We start from the raw sequence: 19,199 nt of genomic DNA on the forward strand, positions 1-19,199 counted from the left end.
GACGAGGCGTGATGTCGCGACCGACGATCCGGGACGTCGCCCGTGCGGCGGGGGTGAGTCTCGCCACGGTGGACCGGGTTCTGAACCGGCGGGCCGGCGTGCGGGCGAAGACCGTCGCCAAGGTCGAGGAGGCGATGCAGCGCCTCGACTTCACCCGCGACATCACCGCGGCGAATCTGTCGAAGAAGCGCCGCTACCGGCTGAGCTTCCTTTTGCCTGACGGCGACAACAGCTTCATGCGCGGGCTGGCGGCGGCGGTGCAGGCGACCTCGCGGCACTCGTCGCTGGAGCGCGCCGAGGTGACCGTCACCATGGTGCCGGCCTTCGATGGGCCGGCCTTGGCTCGAGCGCTCGACGCCATTGATCGCACGGCAACGGACGGCGTGGCGGTGGTGGCGACGGACGCGGCGGAGGTGCGCGACGCGATCGGCCGGCTGACCGGCGAGGGCGTGCGGGTGGTGACGCTGGTCAGCGACCTGCCCGGTTCCAGCCGCGACCGCTTCGTGGGGATCGACAATGTCGTGGCGGGCCGCACGGCCGCCGGTCTGCTCGGCCGCTTCTGCGGCGGCGCGCCGGGGCGGATCGCCGTGGTCGCCGGGTCGATGCTGCTGCGCGACCATGTCGAGCGGCGGCAGGGATTCGAGACGGTGATGCGGGAATATTATCCGCATCTGACCGTGCTGCCCTCGCTGGAAGGGCTGGACGATGCCGAGCGGGTGGCGTCGCTTCTGGGCGATCTGCTGGCGCAAGACGGCGAGATCGCCGGGCTCTACAGCCTCGGCGCGGGCAATCGCGGGGTGGTGACGGCGCTGGAACGGGCCGGGCTTGCCGGCCGGGTGCGCGTGGTGGCGCACGAGGTCAGCCCGCATGCGCGCGCGGCGCTGCACGACGGGATCTTCGACGCGGTGATCAACCAGGATGCCGGGCACGAGGCGCGCAGCGCCGTGCGCATCCTGAAGGCGCTGATCGACGACCGGCCGGTGCTGGAAGCGCAGGAACAGATCCGCATCGACATCTTCATGCGGGACAATCTGCCGTAGCGCGGCGCGCCGGTGCAGCCCCGGTCATGGGACCGAGGGCGATCGGGTCGCGACGACGCGTTCTGCACAATTTGCAGGCAGCGACGGATTGACGTCTGGTAAGCTTAGGATAGCGTGTGTCGTCTTCCCCGGGGGTGGGCAATCTCGGAAGGGAAGATACGAGGCGGCTCGGTGCGCTCCCAACGTGCCGGGCCGCCGCTGCCGGTCAGGGACCGGTTGGGCAGTCGGACACATGGCGCGCGGGCCGGATGGCGGGCCGGGGCCGACACGCGGTCGGCAACCGGCCTGATCGTCTCACAAGGGGCAGGCTGCCCCCCGGATGCCTGTTCAGCCTTCGAGCTTCGAACGGGCGCTGTCTTCCAGATGATAGATGCGGACGCGGGCGATCTCGCGCTCGACGGAGCGGAAGCGGGCGTCGACGAAGGCGTTGTACATGCGGCGCATCGTGCTGGGGCGGGTGGTGGCCATGATCTCTCTCCAATGTTGTCCGGGGCGGCGCCAGCGTGTTCGGCGCGTCGTTCCGATGAGCGAGATATAGGCGGTCTTGCTGCGCTGCGGTATCGGGATGCTTGCAGGTGAGCCATGCGGTGAATGCATGGGCGAGCGGGGCGGCGTTAAGCGTCCGTCAAGGAAGACCGGCGCGCTTGCGTGCCGAGGCTGGGAGCCCTGCACTTATGCACGCCCGGGTCGCAAAGGAGTTGTGTTAGGCGGGCAAATATCGTTCTGGTTGCTAAGTCAGCGCGCTGCATATAATCATTCCCGCTGGGGAGAGGTATATGCGTCAAGCGTTGTTGTATCGTCTAGGTTTTCTCGGTCCATGGCAAGCGTATCTCAGGATCATGCTTCGTCGCAGGCCCGGCGACGAGAACTGGCAGAAGCGATATCTCTACCCCTTCGACTATATCGAAGCGCGGTGGGCCGGCAATCGCTGGGAAACGCGGCCCTATAACAAGACCGACCGCGAAATCGAAGACGAACTCGTCGATACGCAGACCTGGTAACTTTTGCCGGCTGCAGGCATCGAGCGATCCGAGGCTGGGTCCAGATGCCCCTGAGCCGTCCAGACGATCCCTTCCTCCATCAGAAACGAAGCTGCGGTACCCTGTCCTCTCCACGGGAGGGGAGGCGAGAGGTTGCATCGGCCGAGCGCGAGTCCGCACCGACATTCGAATCGGGCTCGGGCCATCGCAGCCGCTGACTTGCGCAGGGCGCTTGGCATGGCGGTGCGGTGAACGGCGTCAGGTTGAGAAACGGCCTGTGGGCGCAGAGACGCCGCGGCTGTGTCGCGCATCGAACATGACGTTCGATTCTAGCGACGAGGCAGACGTTTTTTTCGGGAAGGTTCGGATGGTGGGCGTGACAGGGATTGAACCTGTGACCCCTTCGATGTCAACGAAGTGCTCTCCCGCTGAGCTACACGCCCATCCGACGAGGCGGCTTTGACCACAGACCAAAGCGGTCGTCAATAGGGTCTTGCGGGCATTTTCGCGGAGAATTCGATGGCCGGTCCGGCGGTCGCCGGAGCCGCTGCGCCGCGGGCGGATAGGCACCGGGAATGCTGCGATCCGGGTAGGCGGCTTGCGCCCGGCGCGCGCGCCGCGCCGGACGGAGGAGCCGCGGCGGGCGGCGATCCTGCGGGGCAGGGGATCGGCGCGCCGGCGCCCGGCCTGCATCTGTGCAGGGCCGGGGGCGTCGAAAGACGCGATTGCGCGTCCGTGCAAGCCGAGCGAGGTTCAGCCGGTCAGGCGGCGTCCTCGAGCATGCGGGCGACCTCGTCGACCAGCTCGCGCAGATGGAAGGGCTTCGACAGGATCTTGGCGTCCTTGGGAGCCTTGGAATCGGGGTTGAGCGCGACGGCGGCAAAGCCGGTGATGAACATCACCTTGAGGTCGGGATCGAGCTCGGTGGCGCGGCGCGCCAGCTCGATGCCGTCCATCTCCGGCATGACGATGTCGGTCAGGAGCAGCGAGAACGGCTCCTCGCGCAGGCGCTCATAGGCGCTGCCGCCATTGTCGTAGCTCACGACTTCGTAGCCGGCCCGCTCCAGCGCCTTGGCGAGGAAACGGCGCATATCGTTGTCGTCTTCGGCGAGTAGAATCTTTGACATTCACGTTATCCGGATACGCCGGGCGCAACGATGCCGGCGGCTGTTCATTGAGGTCGCAATTCCATAGCAGAATGCCGGAACTTTTTCTAAAAGGAATCAGGATCCGGCGGTGGACGGCGGATTTTTCGGTGCGCCATCCAACCGGAAGGGGACAGTTTGGCGAACATACCCATGATCACGACGGCCGGCGGGGCGGTTCCCGCCTTCGAAGTCGTCGAACCGGCCGAGCCGACCATCCCCTTCGTCTTCTGCTCTCCCCACAGCGGTCGCGACTATCCCGCCGATTTCCTGGCGGCGACGCGGCTGCCGGGCGATTCGATCCGCCGGTCGGAGGATCTGTTCGTCGATCAGCTGTTCGAATGCGTGCCGAGACTCGGCGCGCCGCTGATCCGGGCGCGGTTCCCGCGGGCGTTTCTCGACGTCAATCGCGAACCCTACGAGCTCGATCCGCAGATGTTTTCCGAGCCACTGCCGGACTACGTCAATGTCGGTTCGGTGCGGGTGACGGGCGGGCTCGGCACGATCCCGCGGATCGTGGCTGAAAACGAGGAGATCTACCGCAAGCGGTTGTCGCTCGCCGAGGCGATCGGCCGGATCGGGACGATCTACAAGCCATTCCACGCGGCTGTCGAGGAGCGGCTGCGGCGCACGAAAGAGCGATTCGGCATGGCGATCCTGGTGGACTGCCACTCGATGCCGTCGAGCGTGCGGGCGCTGCCGGGCGGCCGGCGGCCGGACATGGTGCTGGGCGACCGCTACGGCACCAGCGCCGGCGCCCGGCTCGTGGCCATCGCCACCGGCCGGCTGACGCGGCTGGGCTACGACGTGGCGCGGAACAAGCCCTATGCCGGCGGCTACATTACCGAGCGCTACGGCCGGCCGGCGATCGGCCAGCACGCGATCCAGATCGAAATCAATCGCGGGCTCTACGCCGACGAGCGCATCTATCGCCCCCATGCCGGCTTCGAGGTGCTGGCGGAGCGGCTGGCGGCCTTCGTCGCGGGCTTCGCGGAGGATGTGGACGCCGATTACGGGCTGCCGGCGGCGGCGGAATAGGCCTGCCGGATCCTGCGGGGCGACGCGAAAAAAAACCGCACTGCGGGAGGGCAGCGCGGTCTGAGTCTAGGGAGGAAACGCCCGTAAGGGCCGCGGTACATCAGCACCGCAACATCAAGATATACTGCACTGCGACAGAGCGCAAGCGGAATCTGCATGGAAATCGTGCAGAAAAGTTTGCCGCCACATATTGAGGCATGTGCGGCGCCCGCCGATGGCCGGAGGGCGCGGGGGAATCGCCGCGTGGCGCGCATTCACCGGTCGCCCGGCCCTTGGCGATCCGCTAGGATCGGAATCCTCGTGATCTCAGTGGATTCTTCGCGCGCATGATTCTCCCCGACGTCTCCTTCCTGTTCGAACTCGCCGATGCGGCGGATGCCGAGACGCTGCCGCGGTTTCGCGCCGGTACGGCCGTGGACAACAAGCGCGCCGCGGATTTCGACCCGGTGACCGAAGCCGACCGGGCGGCCGAACGGGCGATCCTGTCGGCGATCGCGGCGCGCTATCCGGACCATGCGGTGCTCGGCGAGGAATTCGGCGCCAGCGGCACCAGCGACCGGCTGTGGGTGATCGATCCGATCGACGGCACCCGCGCCTTCATCTCCGGCGTGCCGGTGTGGGGCACGCTGATCGGCTATTGCGAATCGGGCCGGGCGCGGGTCGGCATCATGTCGCAGCCCTTCACCGGCGAGCGCTTCGTTGCCGATGGCGAGGCGTCGTGGGGCCTGCATCGCGGGACGCGCACGCGGCTTGCCGTGCGGGACGTGCGCCGGCTGGAGGAGGCGACCCTGTTCACCACCTCGCCGCGGCTGTTCGAGCCGAAGGGTACGCCGCCCTTCGAGGCGCTGGAGGCCAAGGCGCGGCTGACGCGCTTCGGCACCGATTGCTACGCCTTCTGCATGCTGGCGGCGGGGCAGGTGGATCTGGTGGTGGAGACCGGGCTGAAGCCCTACGACATCGTCGCGCTGGTGCCGATCATCGAGCAGGCCGGCGGCATCATCACGCGGCTCGACGGCGGGCGACCGGAATCGGGCGGCGACATCGTCGCGGCGGGAACGCCGGAGCTGCACGCGGCGGCACTGGCGATGCTCAACCGCTGACGGTGGCTGACATTTGGCGGTGGTCGTGCGGCCGGGCGCCGAGCTGCGGGGGCGGCGTCCTCTGCGTTAGTCGAGGGGTAGGGCGCCGGCGGTGAAGGATTCGAACGCCTCCATGAAGGGGGCGCGGAAGCGGTCGGCCTCCTGCAGCAATTCGTGCCGGGCGAAGGGGATGTTCAGGCTGGAGCCCGAGCGCATACGCCAGGCCAGCCGCTCGGCGGCGCGGCTGTCGACGACGGCGTCCTGGCCGGCGGTGACGATGAGGGTGGGCACGCCCAGCCGGGCGATATTGTCGGAATCCTCCAGCCGCCGCATGGCGCCGGTGACCGCCGCCAGCCACGAGACGGTCGGCTTGCCCAAGAACAGCCAGGGCGCCGCCTCGGCGAGCGCGGCGTTGCGGGCCAGGCGCCTGGGATCGCTGCTGAGGGCGGGGCTGGCGGCGCGGACGCGCCGGCCGGGCAGCAGCGACGGGGCGACCGGCAGACGGCCGAGGCCGAGCCAGCGCCCGAGCCGGGCGAGACGATGCAGGCCCCTTGTGCCGATGGCGCGGTTCGCCGGGAAGGCGACGAGCGGCGCGCTGAGCACCATGCGCTCGATGCTGTTGACCAGGCGCGGCGCCGCGGTGAGCGCGACGAGGCCGCCCATGGAATGGGCGAGGATGACGAAGGGGCCGCGGCAGTCGGGCAGGGCGACGTCCTGGATGAAGGCTTCCAGGTCGTTCACATAGGCGCCGAAGCGGCGGACATAGCCGCGGCGGCGATCGCGCAGCATGCGTTCCGAGCCGCCCTGGCCGCGCCAATCGAAGGTGGCGACCATGTAGCCGCGGCGGTTGAGCTCGCCGATGGTCTCGAAATATTTCTCGATATTCTCGTTGCGGCCCTGCAGCAGGATGACGGTGCCGCGGGTGCGCTCCAGCGCCGAGGGCGAGACCGCATAGCGCAGGCGCTTGCCGTCGGGGGCGCGGAAAGTCGAGGCGGTGATGCCGGCAGGCGCCGGATTGGTCTCGGTGACGACGAGTTCGTCCGGATTGAAGGCTTCGTTCATGTCGTATCCGCTTCGCCCGGGACCCGCCGTTCTGCTGGCAATCCGGCGGCCATGGCCGTTGCGCGCTTTTAGTGGCCGGGGCCGGGCGGGTCAAAGCCTTCCGCGCCGGCGGCCGGCCGGGGCGGCGGCGGCGTCAGACGCGGCAAGCCTGGGCACGAAGCTGGCGGCGAGGCAGCGGGACAGGGGTGGGAAGGGGATCGACCGGAAGCCCTTTGACAGGCTTCCGGCCGGAGCGGCCACAGCGGAAGGGACGGGACGCTGCGACCGTTTGGCGGGCCGCCCGATGTGTGGTGGGCGGCTGAAATCTGACGCCACATTGCACCAGGGCAGATGAACGGTCGCGGAAGGCGGCATTCATCTGCGGTTCAGGCAGGCCCGCCGGAAAACCATGCATGATCAGTCTGTTGGGACGGCACGCCTGCGACGCGCGCGCGGGAAGGGCGGACCTGAGAAAAATCTGCACGGCCGGCTTGCGGGCGCTCTTGAACGGCAAAAATCGCGCCATTATTTTTGTCATGCGGTCGCCGAGACGGGGCCGCACGCCGGGCTGCATCGCCAATTCGGGATGCGTGCCGGGCGCCTTACGCAAACCTCGTTGCTTCTGAATGGAGAACATCATGCGTCATGTCGATTTTGCCCCCCTCTATCGTTCCACCGTCGGTTTCGACCGTCTGTTCTCGCTGCTCGACAGCCAGACGCTCGCCGACAACGGCCAGACCTATCCGCCCTACAACATCGAGCGCACCGGCGAGAACGCCTATCGCGTGACGCTCGCCGTCGCCGGCTTCGGTGACGAGGAACTGTCGATCGAGGCGCGCGAGAACGTGCTGACGGTCAAGGGCGAGAAGGCCGAGAGCCAGGAGAGCGACCAGTACGAGACGCTCTATCGCGGCATTGCCGGCCGCGCCTTCGAGCGCCGCTTCCAACTGGCCGAATATGTCGAGGTGAAGGGCGCCGCCCTGAAGAACGGCCTCCTGCATATCGACCTCGTGCGGGTGATCCCGGAGGCGATGAAGCCGCGCCGGATCGCCATCACCACGGCCGACAATGTCAACGAGAAGCAGATCGAGGCGAACGCCGCCTGATCAGCAGACTCGGAACGGGAAGAGAGCGGCGCCGGAAACGGCGCCGCTTTTGTTTGTGGGGAAGTGACTGCGTAGCCGATATGACGGGCTGCGGGCGGACAGCTTTAGTGAGGAAACTTGGGAAAGCGGACGGTCTCACTTTAGTAAAGCTGGGACCGTAAGCGGTTATTGATCCCGCAATATAAAATCTTCATTTTGGGCGTTTCGTCTTCCTTGAAGTCCAAAATGTAAAAACACCAAATTACCGGAAAGCTCAGTAGCTATCCTCCTATCTGCGGCCGACACCAATATCGCTTACTGCAAGTTCTTCAGGGAGAGCCTCTGCTTGAAGCGCTCCCTCGCAACTTCATTTAAATAACGCAGGTCTCGATCGACTAAGCCGATCGCCTTCGAGGATTGCCCCCCGAGTGCCATAAGAAATAGCTCAGCTTTCTTCCGCTGTGTGGCGCCCTGATTGTGGTCGAAATTTTTACTCGCGAAAATCCTCAAAGCGTTTGAGATGTGTTCGGACGACCTGAGGGCGATCCCTATTTCCATTTTCACCAGCAACGGATATGGAGAGCCACCAAACCGATCAATCGCGTCATCAACAATCTGTAGAGCCGTGATTTCATCGTTTTTAACATAATACTCGTACCGGGCTTTCATTCCGGATTCAACTTCCTGAGCCTTCTCACTTGAGACCCTAGATATCGAGAGCAACGTAGCTTCCATTTCAGATACGAAATCCTCATCAGAATTTTGGTCGCTCTTGTACTTGTTCAATAGAACTTCGAAGTAGGCTAGCACGCTTATCGGATTCGATGGGAAGTCATAGTAGCTTTTCCTGGCCAAGGCAAAAGCACTATCATAGTCTTCTATGATGTTGTAAATCAGTACTAGTTCTCTTTTGGAATTTTCTTCCCATCTCTGCTCCTTCATTGCAGATTCAAATCGCGGGATGGTATCCTTATACCTTCCTGAAATTCTGTAGTAAAAACCGAGAACGTAGTCGTGCTCCCGGCCGTCAATCTTCTGGACCTCGGATAAGAAGATCGGATCCCGCCGTCTAGCTAAAGCCATGCAGTAGAAGTGTAATACCTGTCTTCGTATATAGACCTCATAGTTATCCCGCGATAACACTCTGGTACAAAGAGCGATTACATTCTTGTATCGCTTGTTCTTGTAATTTTGGGAAATCGCCTTGAGAAAATGCGCCGGGATAAGCATTTTCTCAGGCACTTCGCGGCCCTCTAGTAAAGCAACACGTATTGAAACCGCACGTTCTGAGTAATCAAAATCATCTGCATTGTCTGAGGAGACTAATATGTCTTTGGACACTTGGGCGATGGCTTCGGAGAATTTTGGTGGGATACTGATACTGCCCCGCGCCACATAATCGCGAATTACGTCATTTAGTCTGATGTATTCTCCGAGAGAGCCCAGCGATTGGCAGATGCCGGCTTCGATAAATTCGTTTACTATGGGCATCAGATCTTCCGACATCTCGACAGATAGCTTCGCAAGAAGATCTATGGAGGCGAACTCAAACCAACTCAAAAATGTCAGAAGATCAAATGTTGTTTTATCATCCCTGTATTTCTCGACATATACGCTTGCCTTTAGTCGTGCGAAATCGACAATCTCTGCCGAACGGTAGAGGGCGCCGTCAATGCCATTCTCCATAACAGACTCCCCCGCGTAGATTGCCTGCTCGGGGTATCCATTCAAAATGTTCCTGAAGGCCGAGAGTTTCAATAGATCAAGGTCTTGTATGCCTTCCACATCACGAAGATAGCGAACGAGCAAACCAAGTCGCTCCGTCGTATCTAGTTCAGGCAAGCGAATATGGAATATAGTGTTATTGTTTCTATAGAGGCTAGCCTTGGGGCTCGATCCGGAGGCGATACACATATAAAGCCTGTTTGCGGGCAGGCGAGCGCAGACGCTTACAAACCAATCAGCATATTGACCGCCAAACTGAACGATACATCGCCAGTCGTCAATGGAAAGTATTTCATTTTGCTTCCCGAGCTCGGTGAACAACTCAACGATGATGTCAATCTTATCAGTCTGAGAAATGGAAGAAAGGTCGATTAGCGAATCGAACTTTGCAGAAAAACCGAAATCCAATAGTTTACTAAGAAATCCGTCAATTCCGTCCTCGTAATGAAGGGTGGTAGAAATCGGCAAATGGTGGTCGTCGATCCGGTTAGCTTTACGAAGAGCGTGAAGAAGGTACTTCTTGCGTCCGATTTCTCTCATCCCTGACGCGACTATAGCTGCCGGCAGTGGCTTTTCGTAGTCGTCTAGCCGCGCCTCAAGCTCTTTTAACTGGTCATTGCGGCCTACAAAAAGACGCCGCGCTCTAAGAGACTTCGGGTTGCTATTGATTGAAAGGCGGCTAAATGCAGAATTAATCACTCGGTACGCAGCATTTGGCTTGGGTATAACGCGTAGGTTATACGCCTCGCGAATCCACTCGGGGATCCGGCTATCTCTGTACGTAATTGCAGGATCTATGATTATAGGCAAAAACTGCTTGATTTGGCCAGCATCTAGAAGTCGTTTCGAATTGGTAATTTCGTCTTTGACCCATTTAGAATTAAGAGCGGCGTCTGAGATAAGCAAGACGAAGAGATCGGTAATATTTAGACCTTTAAGGATTTCATCAATCGTCCGCATTCCTGCTTCAAATGTGTAGGCGTCATATATCGCCCGGTCACCAAATTTGTCCGCGAGGACCGCCACATAGCCATTTTTGTCAGTGCTGCTGTGGGATGAAAAGCAGTGCATCTCAAGCCTTTATCTACGTTGTATTTTCGCCAGAAGTAGCATTCGCGACTGTGTTTCACAATTCCGAACGCAGCCCTTGGTACTGTAAGTGCGGGAGAACCGGCGAACGCTGAATGCCTATACCCACCTTAGTTTATGGCTATCTGGCCGTATAGCCGGGTGTCCCTTTTCGAAAAAACTGGCTTGCTTGCGGAGTGGCCGGAACCGATCATTGGCGTGAGCGGCTGTTACGGTCGAAACCCGCCCTCCATGCCTTCCTACCCACGCACAAAAAGCGCGACGGCCGGGGCCGTCGCGCGCTCGCTTGGTCTTAGCCCCACCGCGTCAGGATTCGTGGGGGGCGTCGTGGCGGCCGAGATTGGTGGCGGTGCGGGCGTCCTTCATCATGCCGGCATGCTGGCCGGTGCCCGTCGGCGCCGCGTTGCGGGCCGTGGTCCAGCCCTCCATCCACGCGGCGCGCAGGGATGAGCCGGCCGGATATTCGCAGGACGACATCGGGAAATTGTTGCGGAAAGCGAGTTCGCCCTGATGAAACGCGTCTGTGGACATGACGTTCTCCTCTGGCTGTGAACCTACGCTACGGAAATCCCGTGCGCGGTCAACCGTTCCGAAGAAAGATGTCCATCGGCCCGATCGGTCCGGGGCGAGCGCGCCCCGGCCGGCCAGAGGGTCGGCAAAGGCCGGTTAAGACCAGTCAGGGGTCCGTCGAGGGGCTGGTCGAGGGCCAGTCCCGGGCGACCGTTGCAGGCCGGTCAGGGGCTCTGTCGAAGGCTGGTCAGGGGCCAGTCAGGGGGGGCGTCGAAGGCAAGTCGGTTCCCTGTCTGTCGAAGGGCCGATTTGCGGCTGACGGGAGTCAGTTGGGACTTCATCGGACGCCGATCGGCCGTCGCTCGGGCGACCGATCGGGGGGGTGGATCAGGCCAGGAGTTCGCAGAAGCGGTCGACCTCGTCGGGGGTCGTCGACCAGCTGGTGACGAGGCGCACCAGATGCTCGTCGTCGCCGACGATGTCGTGGAAGCCGTGCGGCGGGTTCCAGTCGTAGAAGACCGCGCCGCGGGCCCGCAGCGCCTCGGCCCGGTCGGCCTTGAGGATGGCGAAGCTCTCATTGGTGTGGGTGGGCCAGGCCTGGCGGGCCTGGTTGCTGGCGTCGAGGCCGGCGCGCAGGCGGTCGGCCATGCGGTTGGCATGGCTGCCGAGCTCGAGCCAGAGATCGTTTTCCAGATAGGCCATGAACTGGGCCGCCACGAAACGGGTCTTGGAGAAGAGCTGGGCGCCGCGCTTGCGGATATAGGGGAACTGGCTGGCCTTGGCGGGGTCGAAGAAGACCACGGCCTCGGCACACCAGCAGCCGTTCTTGGTGGCGCCGAAGGACAGGATGTCGACGCCGCGCTTCCAGGTCATCTCGGCCGGCGTCATGCCGGTGGCGGCGAGACCGTTGGCAAAGCGCGCGCCGTCCATGTGGAGGGCGAGATTGCGGTCATGGGCGATCTTCGCGAACGTCTCGATCTCGTCGCCGCTGTAGAGCGTGCCGGCCTCGCCGGGCTGGCTGATGGTCACGGCCATGGGCTGGCCGGCATGGACGAAATCCGGCTTGAAGCGGGAAATCTCGCGCTTCAGATTGTCCGGGTCGATCTTGCCGTCGGGGCCGTCGATCGGCGCCATGCGGGCGCCATGGGTGAAGAATTCCGGCGCGCCGCACTCGTCCTCGATGACGTGGGCCTCGCGGTGGCACAGGACGACGCCGCCCGGCCGGTTGACCGCGGCGAAGGCGAGGGAGTTGGCGGCGGTGCCGGTGCCCACGAAGAACACCGCGACCTCGCGCTCGAACAATTCGTCGAAGCGGCGCTCGACGCGCTTGTCGAGATCGCTCGCGCCATAGGCGGCGGCCATGCCGGCGCCGTGGGCGGTGAGGGCTGCATTGATCGCCGGATGGGCGCCGGACCAGTTATCGGAAGCAAAGATCATGGCGGGCAGTTATAATGCGCCGCAGCCAAGGGCAAGCCGGACGCGGCGCGGATCTCCCATGCGCTGCGGGCATGCGGGGGCGGTTGCCGGGTGCGATCTTCGCGGTCGAGGTGGGTTGTTCAGGGGGCAGTGCGCGGCCCGGCGCATGGCGAATCCGCGTGGGTCCGCGAGGGGCGCTGCCGGGGGTGGCCTTGTGGCGTGGCACCGCTTCTGTCATATTACGGCCGATAGGACAGTGATGCTGCCATAAATCGGCTGGTGAAAAAGCGCGATCTGGCACGATGGCGCGCGGAAAAGACGCGCCCGGGTTCTATCCTGACGCCAGCGGTCATGCGAAAAGCCGGCGGAAACGAGACATTGTCGCTCGGGTTCGGCCCGGACGCCTGAGGGAGCTTCTCCCGCAACAGGCGGACGGCGCGGGACCGGAGCCAAGGTTGCGCCTGAAACGGCGCGACAAGATGCGCGGCCGGAAACGGCGGCGCGACGACGGGAGACGACGCGATGACGAAGCTGACGCCATCCAACGCCGGGACCTTCGGGACCACGATCTCGAACGACACCGCCGCCGCGACCATCGGTGCCGCGATCAAGCCGCGCACCATGCCGGAGAAGATCGGCCTCTACGATCCGCGCAACGAGCACGATGCCTGCGGGGTCGGCTTCATCGCGCATATGAAGAACCAGAAGTCCCACTCGATCGTCGAGAAGGGCCTGCAGATCCTCGAAAACTTGACCCATCGCGGCGCCGTGGGCGCCGATCCGCTGATGGGCGACGGCGCCGGCATGCTGGTGCAGATCCCGGACCGGCTCTACCGCGAGGAGATGGCCGGCCAGGGCGTCGAGCTGCCGGCCGCCGGCCAGTACGGCGTCGGCCACGTCTTCATGCCGCAGGACGCCGAGAAGCGCCGCCATATCGAGGCGGTGTTCGAGGAGGTCGTGCGCGAGGAGGGCCAGACGATCCTCGGCTGGCGCGACGTGCCGGTGGACAATTCCCAGCTGTCGAAGGCGCCGGAGATCCTGGCGACCGAGCCGGTGCACCGTCAGGTCTTCATCGGCCGGGCCCCGACGCTGACCAGCGACGACGAGTTCGAGCGCCGGCTGTTCATCCTGCGCAAGGTCGTATCGAACCGCGTCCATGTGGAGACGGAAGGCCGCGACATCGGCTTCTATGTCGTGTCGCTGTCGGCCCGCACCATCGTCTACAAGGGCATGTTCCTGGCCTACCAGCTCGGCGCCTATTACGCCGACCTGACCGATCCGCGCTTCGAGAGCGCGCTGGCCCTGGTGCATCAGCGCTTCTCGACCAACACCTTCCCGTCCTGGAAGCTCGCCCATCCCTACCGGATGGTCGCCCATAACGGCGAGATCAACACGCTGCGCGGCAACGTCAACTGGATGGCGGCGCGCCAGGCCTCGGTCGATTCGGAGCTGTTCGGCAACGACATCTCCAAGCTGTGGCCGATCTCCTACGAGGGCCAGTCCGACACCGCCTGCTTCGACAACGCGCTCGAATTCCTGACCGAGGGCGGCTATCCGCTGTCCCACGCCATGATGATGCTGATCCCGGAAGCCTGGGCCGGCAACAAGCAGATGCCGAAGGACACCCAGGCGTTCTACGAGTATCACGCCGCGCTGATGGAGCCGTGGGACGGCCCCGCCGCCGTCGCCTTCACCGACGGTCGCCAGATCGGCGCGACGCTGGACCGCAACGGCCTGCGCCCGGCCCGCTACATCGTCACCGACGACGATCTGGTGATCCTGGCGTCGGAAGCCGGCACGCTGCCGGTGGACGAGGCGCGCATCGTCAAGAAGTGGCGGCTGCAGCCCGGCCGCATGCTGCTGATCGACCTGGAGAAGGGTGGCATCGTCTCCGACGAAGACATCAAGCGCGAGACGGCGTCGGCCAACCCCTATGGCGAGTGGCTGAAGAACACCCAGATCATCCTGGAGAACCTGAAGCCGGTGGCGCCGCGCGCCTCGCGCTCGGACGTCTCGCTGCTCGATCGCGAGCAGGCCTTCGGCTACACGCTGGAGGACACCCGCACGCTGATGGCGCCGATGGCCACCACCGGCCAGGAAGCGATCGGCTCGATGGGCACCGACACGCCGATCTCGGCGATGTCGTCGTCGTCGAAGCTGCTCTACACCTATTTCAAGCAGAACTTCGCCCAGGTCACCAACCCGCCGATCGACCCGATCCGCGAGGAGCTGGTGATGAGCCTCGTCTCCTTCATCGGGCCGCGGCCGAACATCTTCGACCTGGAGGGCTCCTCGCGCCGCAAGCGGCTGGAGGTGCGCCAGCCGATCCTGACCAATGGCGATCTGGAGAAGATCCGCAACATCGGCCACACCGAGGACCGGTTCGACACCAAGACCATCGACATGACCTATGCGGCGGAAGCCGGCGCGGCGGGCATGGCGGGTGCGGTGGAGCGCCTGTGCGAGCGCGCCGAGGCGGCGGTCGCCGGCGGCTACAACATCATCATCCTGTCGGACCGGCAGGTCGGCCCGGATCGCATCCCGATCCCGGCGCTGCTGGCCTGCGCGGCCGTGCATCATCACCTGATCCGCAAGGGCCTGCGCACCGCCGCCGGCCTGGTGGTGGAATCGGGCGAGCCGCGCGAGGTGCATCACTTCGCCTGTCTCGCCGGCTACGGCGCCGAGGCGATCAACCCGTATCTGGCCTTCGACACGCTGCTCGACATGCACCGGCGCAAGGAATTCCCGCCGGAGGTCGACGCCAACGAGGTGGTGACCCGCTACATCAAGTCGGTGGGCAAGGGCCTTTTGAAGGTCATGTCCAAGATGGGCATCTCGACCTACCAGTCCTATTGCGGCGCGCAGATCTTCGACGCGGTCGGCCTGCAGTCGGAATTCGTCGAGCGCTACTTCACCGGCACGGCGACGACCATCGAGGGCGTCGGCCTGGAAGAGGTCGCCCGCGAGACGGCCGAGCGCCATGCCCGCGCCTTCTCCGACGACCCGATCCTGCAGCGCTCGCTCGATATCGGCGGCGAATATGTCTACCGCATGCGCGGCGAGACCCACATGTGGTCGCCGGATGCAGTGGCGACGCTGCAGCACGCCGTGCGCACCGATTCCTGGGAGAAGTACCAGGACTACGCCAAGATGGTGAACGAGGCGGCGGTCGAGAGCTCGACCATTCGCGGCCTGTTCCACATCAAGATGGCCGAGGAAGCCGGCCGCACGCCGGTGCCGCTGGACGAGGTCGAGTCGGCCAAGGACATCGTCAAGCGCTTCTGCACCGGCGCCATGTCCTTCGGCTCGATCTCGCGCGAGGCGCATACGACGCTGGCGCGGGCGATGAACCAGATCGGCGGCAAGTCGAACACCGGCGAGGGCGGCGAGGAATCGGACCGCTTCCTGCCGCTGAGCGACGGCACGCCCAACCCCGAGCGTTCGGCGATCAAGCAGATCGCGTCGGGCCGTTTCGGCGTGACGACGGAATATCTCGTCAATGCCGACATGCTGCAGATCAAGGTCGCGCAGGGCGCCAAGCCCGGCGAGGGCGGCCAGCTGCCCGGCCACAAGGTCGACGCGACCATCGCCAAGACCCGGCATTCGACGCCGGGCGTCGGCCTGATCTCGCCGCCGCCGCATCACGACATCTATTCGATCGAGGATCTGGCGCAGCTCATCTACGACCTGAAGAACGTCAATCCGGCGGCCGACATCTCGGTCAAGCTGGTGTCGGAAGTCGGCGTCGGCACGGTCGCGGCGGGTGTCGCCAAGGCGCGCGCCGACCACATCATCGTGTCGGGCTATGACGGCGGCACCGGCGCTTCGCCGATGACCTCGATCAAGCATGCCGGCAGCCCGTGGGAGATGGGCCTCGCCGAGACCCAGCAGACGCTGGTGATGAACGGCCTGCGCGACCGCGTCTGCCTGCAGGTGGACGGCGGCCTGCGGACCGGCCGCGACGTCATCGTCGGGGCGCTGCTGGGCGCCGACGAGTTCGGCTTCTCGACGGCGCCGCTGATCGCCGCCGGCTGCATCATGATGCGCAAGTGCCATCTGAACACCTGCCCGGTCGGCGTCGCCACCCAGGACCCGGTGCTGCGCAAGCGCTTCAAGGGCGCCCCGGAGCACGTGATCAACTACTTCTTCTATGTCGCGGAAGAGGTGCGCATGATCATGGCCGAGATGGGCGTGCGGACCATGGCCGAACTGGTCGGCCAGTCGCAGCTGCTCGAGAAGAAGCCGATGATCGAGCACTGGAAGGCGCGCGGTCTCGACTTCTCCAAGGTGTTCTACAAGCCCGATGCGGCGCCCGAGGCGGTGCGCTGGACGAAGCTGCAGGAGCACCCGATCGTCGACATTCTCGACCGCAAGCTGATCGCCGAGGCCGAGCCCGCCCTGTCGGCGCGCCAGCCGGTGACCATCGAGACGCCGATCTCCAACGTCGACCGCTCGACCGGCGCGATGCTGTCGGGCGAGGTGGCCAAGCGCTACGGGCTGAAGGGCCTGCGCGACGACACCATCACGGTGAAGCTGACCGGCACCGCCGGCCAGAGCTTCGGCGCGTTCCTCGCCCGCGGCATCACCTTCGAGCTGACCGGCGACGGCAACGACTATGTCGGCAAGGGCCTGTCGGGCGGCCGCATCGTGGTGCGCCCGCGCGAGGACACCCGCATCGTGCCGGAGGAGTCGATCATCATCGGCAACACGGTGCTCTACGGGGCGATCTCGGGCGAGTGCTATTTCCGCGGCGTCGCCGGCGAGCGCTTCGCCGTGCGCAATTCGGGCGCCGTGGCGGTGGTCGAGGGCGTCGGCGACCATGGCTGCGAGTACATGACCGGCGGTGTCGTCGTCATTCTCGGCGAGACCGGCCGCAACTTCGCGGCCGGCATGTCGGGCGGCGTCGCCTATGTCTATGACGCGGTCGGCGACTTCGCCGAGCGCTGCAACATGGCCATGGTCGATCTGGAGCCGGTTCCCGAAGAGGACGACATCATGGAGAAGCTGCACCACCATGGCGGCGACCTCCAGTACAAGGGCCGGGTCGACCTGTCCTCGGACATGACCAGCCACGACGGCGAGCGGCTGTTCCAGCTGATCTCCAACCATCACCACTATACCGGCTCGCGCCGGGCGGCGGAGATGCTGGAGAACTGGGAGGAGCACCGGCCGAAATTCGTCAAGGTCATGCCGGTCGAATACCGCCGCGCGCTGCAGGAGATGGAGCGCATGCGGCTCGGCGTCGCCGCCGAGTGATCCACCGCGATGCGCCGCGTGGCTGATGTGCCGCGCGGCGCCGGGTGGGCCCTTTGGGCTGGACGTCGAGCATTGGGTGCGGCACTGAAGCCCGCACAAGAGACTGTTGGAGTGGGTATGGGTAAGGTCACCGGATTTCTCGAGATCGATCGGCAGACGCAGAAGTATCAGCCGGCATCCGATCGAATCCGCCATTTTCGCGAGTTCACCCTGCCGATGTCCGACGCGGAAGTCGGCAAGCAGGCGGCACGCTGCATGGATTGCGGCATCCCCTATTGCCACGGGCCGACGGGCTGCCCGGTGCACAACCAGATCCCGGACTGGAACGATCTGGTCTATTCCGGCGACTGGGAGACGGCCGCCCGCAACCTGCATTCGACCAACAACTTCCCGGAGTTCACCGGCCGCATCTGCCCCGCGCCCTGCGAGGAAGCCTGTACGCTGAACCTGGAAGACACGCCGGTCGCCATCAAGACCGTCGAGCAGGCGATCGCCGACAAGGCCTACGCGCTGGGCCTGATCCGGCCGCAGCCGGCCAAGCAGCAGACCGGCAAGACGGTGGCGGTGATCGGCTCGGGCCCGGCGGGCATGGCCGCCGCCCAGCAGCTCGGCCGCGCCGGCCATGCGGTGCATGTCTATGAGCGCGAGACCCGCCCCGGCGGCCTGCTGCGCTACGGCATTCCCGACTTCAAGATGGAAAAGCACTGGATCGACCGCCGCGTCGAGCAAATGGAAGGGGAGGGCGTCACCTTCTTCTGCGGCGTCAATGTCGGCGTCGACAAGACCGTCGAGGAACTGCGCGCAACCTACGACGCCGTCCTGTTCTGCGGCGGCTCGGAGCGGCCGCGCGACAGCGGCATCCCGCATGACGGCCTGTCCGGCGTCTACGACGCCATGCCGTACCTGGTGCAGCAGAACCGCCGGGTCGGCAGCGAGCCGGTCGAGAGCGTCGGCTGGCCGTGCGAAGAGATCTGGGCCGGGGGCAAGCATGTCGTCGTGGTCGGCGGCGGCGACACCGCCTCGGACTGCGTCGGCACCGCCTTCCGCCAGGGCGCCGTCAAGGTGACCCAGCTCGACATCCGGCCGCAGCCGCCCAAGACCGAGAACAAGCTGGAAGTCTGGCCCTACTGGGCGACCAAGATGCGCACCTCGTCGAGCCAGGCCGAGGGCGCGATCCGCGAGTTCCAGATCGCGACGCTCGAATTCGTCGGCGAGGACGGCGTCCTGACCGGCGTGAAATGCGCCCAGGTGGACGAGGCCCGCAAGCCGATCGCCGGCACGGAATTCGTCATCAAGGCCGATCTCGCCTTCATTGCTATCGGCTTTGCCGGCCCGTCCGAGACCGGCTTCATGAGCGATGTCGGCGAGGCGCTGCGCACCAACACCGACCGCCGCGGCAATGTCTCCATCGCCGCCGACGATCTCGGCTACCTGACCTCGGTCGACAAGCTGTACGCTGCCGGCGACAGCCGCCGCGGCCAGTCGCTGGTGGTCTGGGCGATCCGCGAAGGCCGCCAGGCGGCCCGCGCCATCGATCTCGACCTGATGGGCGCCACGACCCTGCCGCGGTAGGGGCGGCTGCGGGCGGCGACGCCACGTCGCTCGGCGGATGGTGCATGAAGGAGCGGACGGGGCCGAGGGCGAGGCATGGGTCCTCGGGTCGGAGCCCGAGGATGACGACCTTGTTGGGCGGGGGCGGCTTGTCGCCGGCGTGGTGCCGCGCGATCGCCGCATAGACGCGCGCGTCAACATCCCTGCCTCCCTGCCGACGCGACGCTGCAAGTTGGCGTGCTGC

General features: G+C 64.6%; 13 protein-coding genes, 1 tRNA gene and 1 pseudogene. 7 read left to right on the forward strand and 8 right to left on the reverse strand.

Going from position 1 to position 19,199, the window contains the following annotated elements; translation table 11 throughout:
* Positions 1–11 precede the first annotated feature (11 nt).
* Positions 12–1,040: a LacI family DNA-binding transcriptional regulator gene (locus N7I30_RS09900; RefSeq protein ID WP_498638527.1), complete on the forward strand. Its 1,029-nt coding sequence runs from the start codon at positions 12–14 to the stop codon at positions 1,038–1,040.
* A gap of 327 nt (positions 1,041–1,367) precedes the next feature.
* On the opposite strand, the gene N7I30_RS09905 is transcribed toward N7I30_RS09900, so the two are convergent.
* Positions 1,368–1,508: a hypothetical protein gene (locus tag N7I30_RS09905; RefSeq protein WP_154653357.1), complete on the reverse strand. Its 141-nt coding sequence runs from the start codon at positions 1,506–1,508 to the stop codon at positions 1,368–1,370.
* A gap of 371 nt (positions 1,509–1,879) precedes the next feature.
* Between N7I30_RS09905 and N7I30_RS09910 the strand changes: the two genes are divergently transcribed.
* A complete protein-coding gene (locus N7I30_RS09910; protein WP_498638529.1) occupies positions 1,880–2,041 on the forward strand; it encodes a hypothetical protein in 162 nt (53 codons plus the stop codon).
* A gap of 347 nt (positions 2,042–2,388) precedes the next feature.
* Here N7I30_RS09910 and N7I30_RS09915 read toward each other — a convergent pair.
* Both N7I30_RS09915 and cpdR read right to left on the reverse strand, forming a co-directional pair.
* Positions 2,389–2,463: transfer RNA gene (locus N7I30_RS09915), tRNA-Val, on the reverse strand.
* 318 nt (positions 2,464–2,781) lie between these two features.
* Complete coding sequence (gene cpdR / locus N7I30_RS09920) at positions 2,782–3,147, reverse strand: cell cycle two-component system response regulator CpdR (RefSeq protein ID WP_009208652.1); 366 nt, start codon at positions 3,145–3,147, stop codon at positions 2,782–2,784.
* A gap of 171 nt (positions 3,148–3,318) precedes the next feature.
* Here cpdR and N7I30_RS09925 point away from each other — a divergent pair, with 171 nt between their 5' ends.
* Both N7I30_RS09925 and hisN read left to right on the forward strand, forming a co-directional pair.
* Positions 3,319–4,203 (forward strand): N-formylglutamate amidohydrolase, encoded by an 885-nt coding sequence (locus tag N7I30_RS09925; RefSeq protein WP_498638532.1) that lies wholly within the window; start codon positions 3,319–3,321, stop codon positions 4,201–4,203.
* 329 nt (positions 4,204–4,532) lie between these two features.
* Positions 4,533–5,303 carry a histidinol-phosphatase gene (gene hisN / locus N7I30_RS09930; RefSeq protein ID WP_024348936.1) on the forward strand — a complete coding sequence of 257 codons (771 nt, stop codon included), beginning with the start codon at positions 4,533–4,535 and terminating at the stop codon, positions 5,301–5,303.
* 66 nt (positions 5,304–5,369) lie between these two features.
* On the opposite strand, the gene N7I30_RS09935 is transcribed toward hisN, so the two are convergent.
* On the reverse strand, positions 5,370–6,344 hold the full coding sequence (locus tag N7I30_RS09935) for an alpha/beta fold hydrolase (protein ID WP_498638534.1): 975 nt from the start codon (positions 6,342–6,344) through the stop codon (positions 5,370–5,372).
* 133 nt (positions 6,345–6,477) lie between these two features.
* Positions 6,478–6,963: a hypothetical protein gene (locus N7I30_RS09940; RefSeq protein ID WP_498638536.1), complete on the reverse strand. Its 486-nt coding sequence runs from the start codon at positions 6,961–6,963 to the stop codon at positions 6,478–6,480.
* Between N7I30_RS09940 and N7I30_RS09945 the strand changes: the two genes are divergently transcribed.
* Positions 6,962–7,429, forward strand: a complete 468-nt coding sequence (locus N7I30_RS09945) for an Hsp20 family protein (protein WP_187390252.1) — start codon at positions 6,962–6,964, stop codon at positions 7,427–7,429. The genes N7I30_RS09940 and N7I30_RS09945 overlap by 2 nt on opposite strands.
* Positions 7,430–7,723: 294 nt before the next feature.
* On the opposite strand, the gene N7I30_RS09950 is transcribed toward N7I30_RS09945, so the two are convergent.
* The 3 genes from N7I30_RS09950 to N7I30_RS09960 form a co-directional block, all read right to left on the reverse strand.
* The gene (locus N7I30_RS09950) at positions 7,724–10,204 is read right to left on the reverse strand and encodes a toll/interleukin-1 receptor domain-containing protein (RefSeq protein ID WP_498638539.1); all 2,481 of its coding nucleotides are present in this window, start codon (positions 10,202–10,204) and stop codon (positions 7,724–7,726) included.
* Positions 10,205–10,528: 324 nt separating this feature from the next.
* Complete coding sequence (locus N7I30_RS09955; RefSeq protein WP_024348933.1) at positions 10,529–10,753, reverse strand: ribosome modulation factor; 225 nt, start codon at positions 10,751–10,753, stop codon at positions 10,529–10,531.
* Positions 10,754–11,119: 366 nt separating this feature from the next.
* On the reverse strand, positions 11,120–12,169 hold the full coding sequence (locus N7I30_RS09960) for a threonine aldolase family protein (RefSeq protein ID WP_498638541.1): 1,050 nt from the start codon (positions 12,167–12,169) through the stop codon (positions 11,120–11,122).
* A 609-nt stretch (positions 12,170–12,778) separates the two neighbouring features.
* Between N7I30_RS09960 and gltB the strand changes: the two are divergent.
* Both gltB and N7I30_RS09970 read left to right on the forward strand, forming a co-directional pair.
* Positions 12,779–17,404 (forward strand): annotated as a pseudogene (gene gltB, locus N7I30_RS09965) (glutamate synthase large subunit); the annotation flags it as partial.
* A gap of 117 nt (positions 17,405–17,521) precedes the next feature.
* A complete protein-coding gene (locus N7I30_RS09970; protein ID WP_498638543.1) occupies positions 17,522–18,976 on the forward strand; it encodes a glutamate synthase subunit beta in 1,455 nt (484 codons plus the stop codon).
* The last annotated feature ends 223 nt before the right edge of the window (positions 18,977–19,199 follow it).

Source organism: Aurantimonas litoralis (assembly GCF_026153195.1).
In the GTDB taxonomy this organism is placed as follows: Bacteria; Pseudomonadota; Alphaproteobacteria; order Rhizobiales; family Rhizobiaceae; genus Aurantimonas; species Aurantimonas coralicida.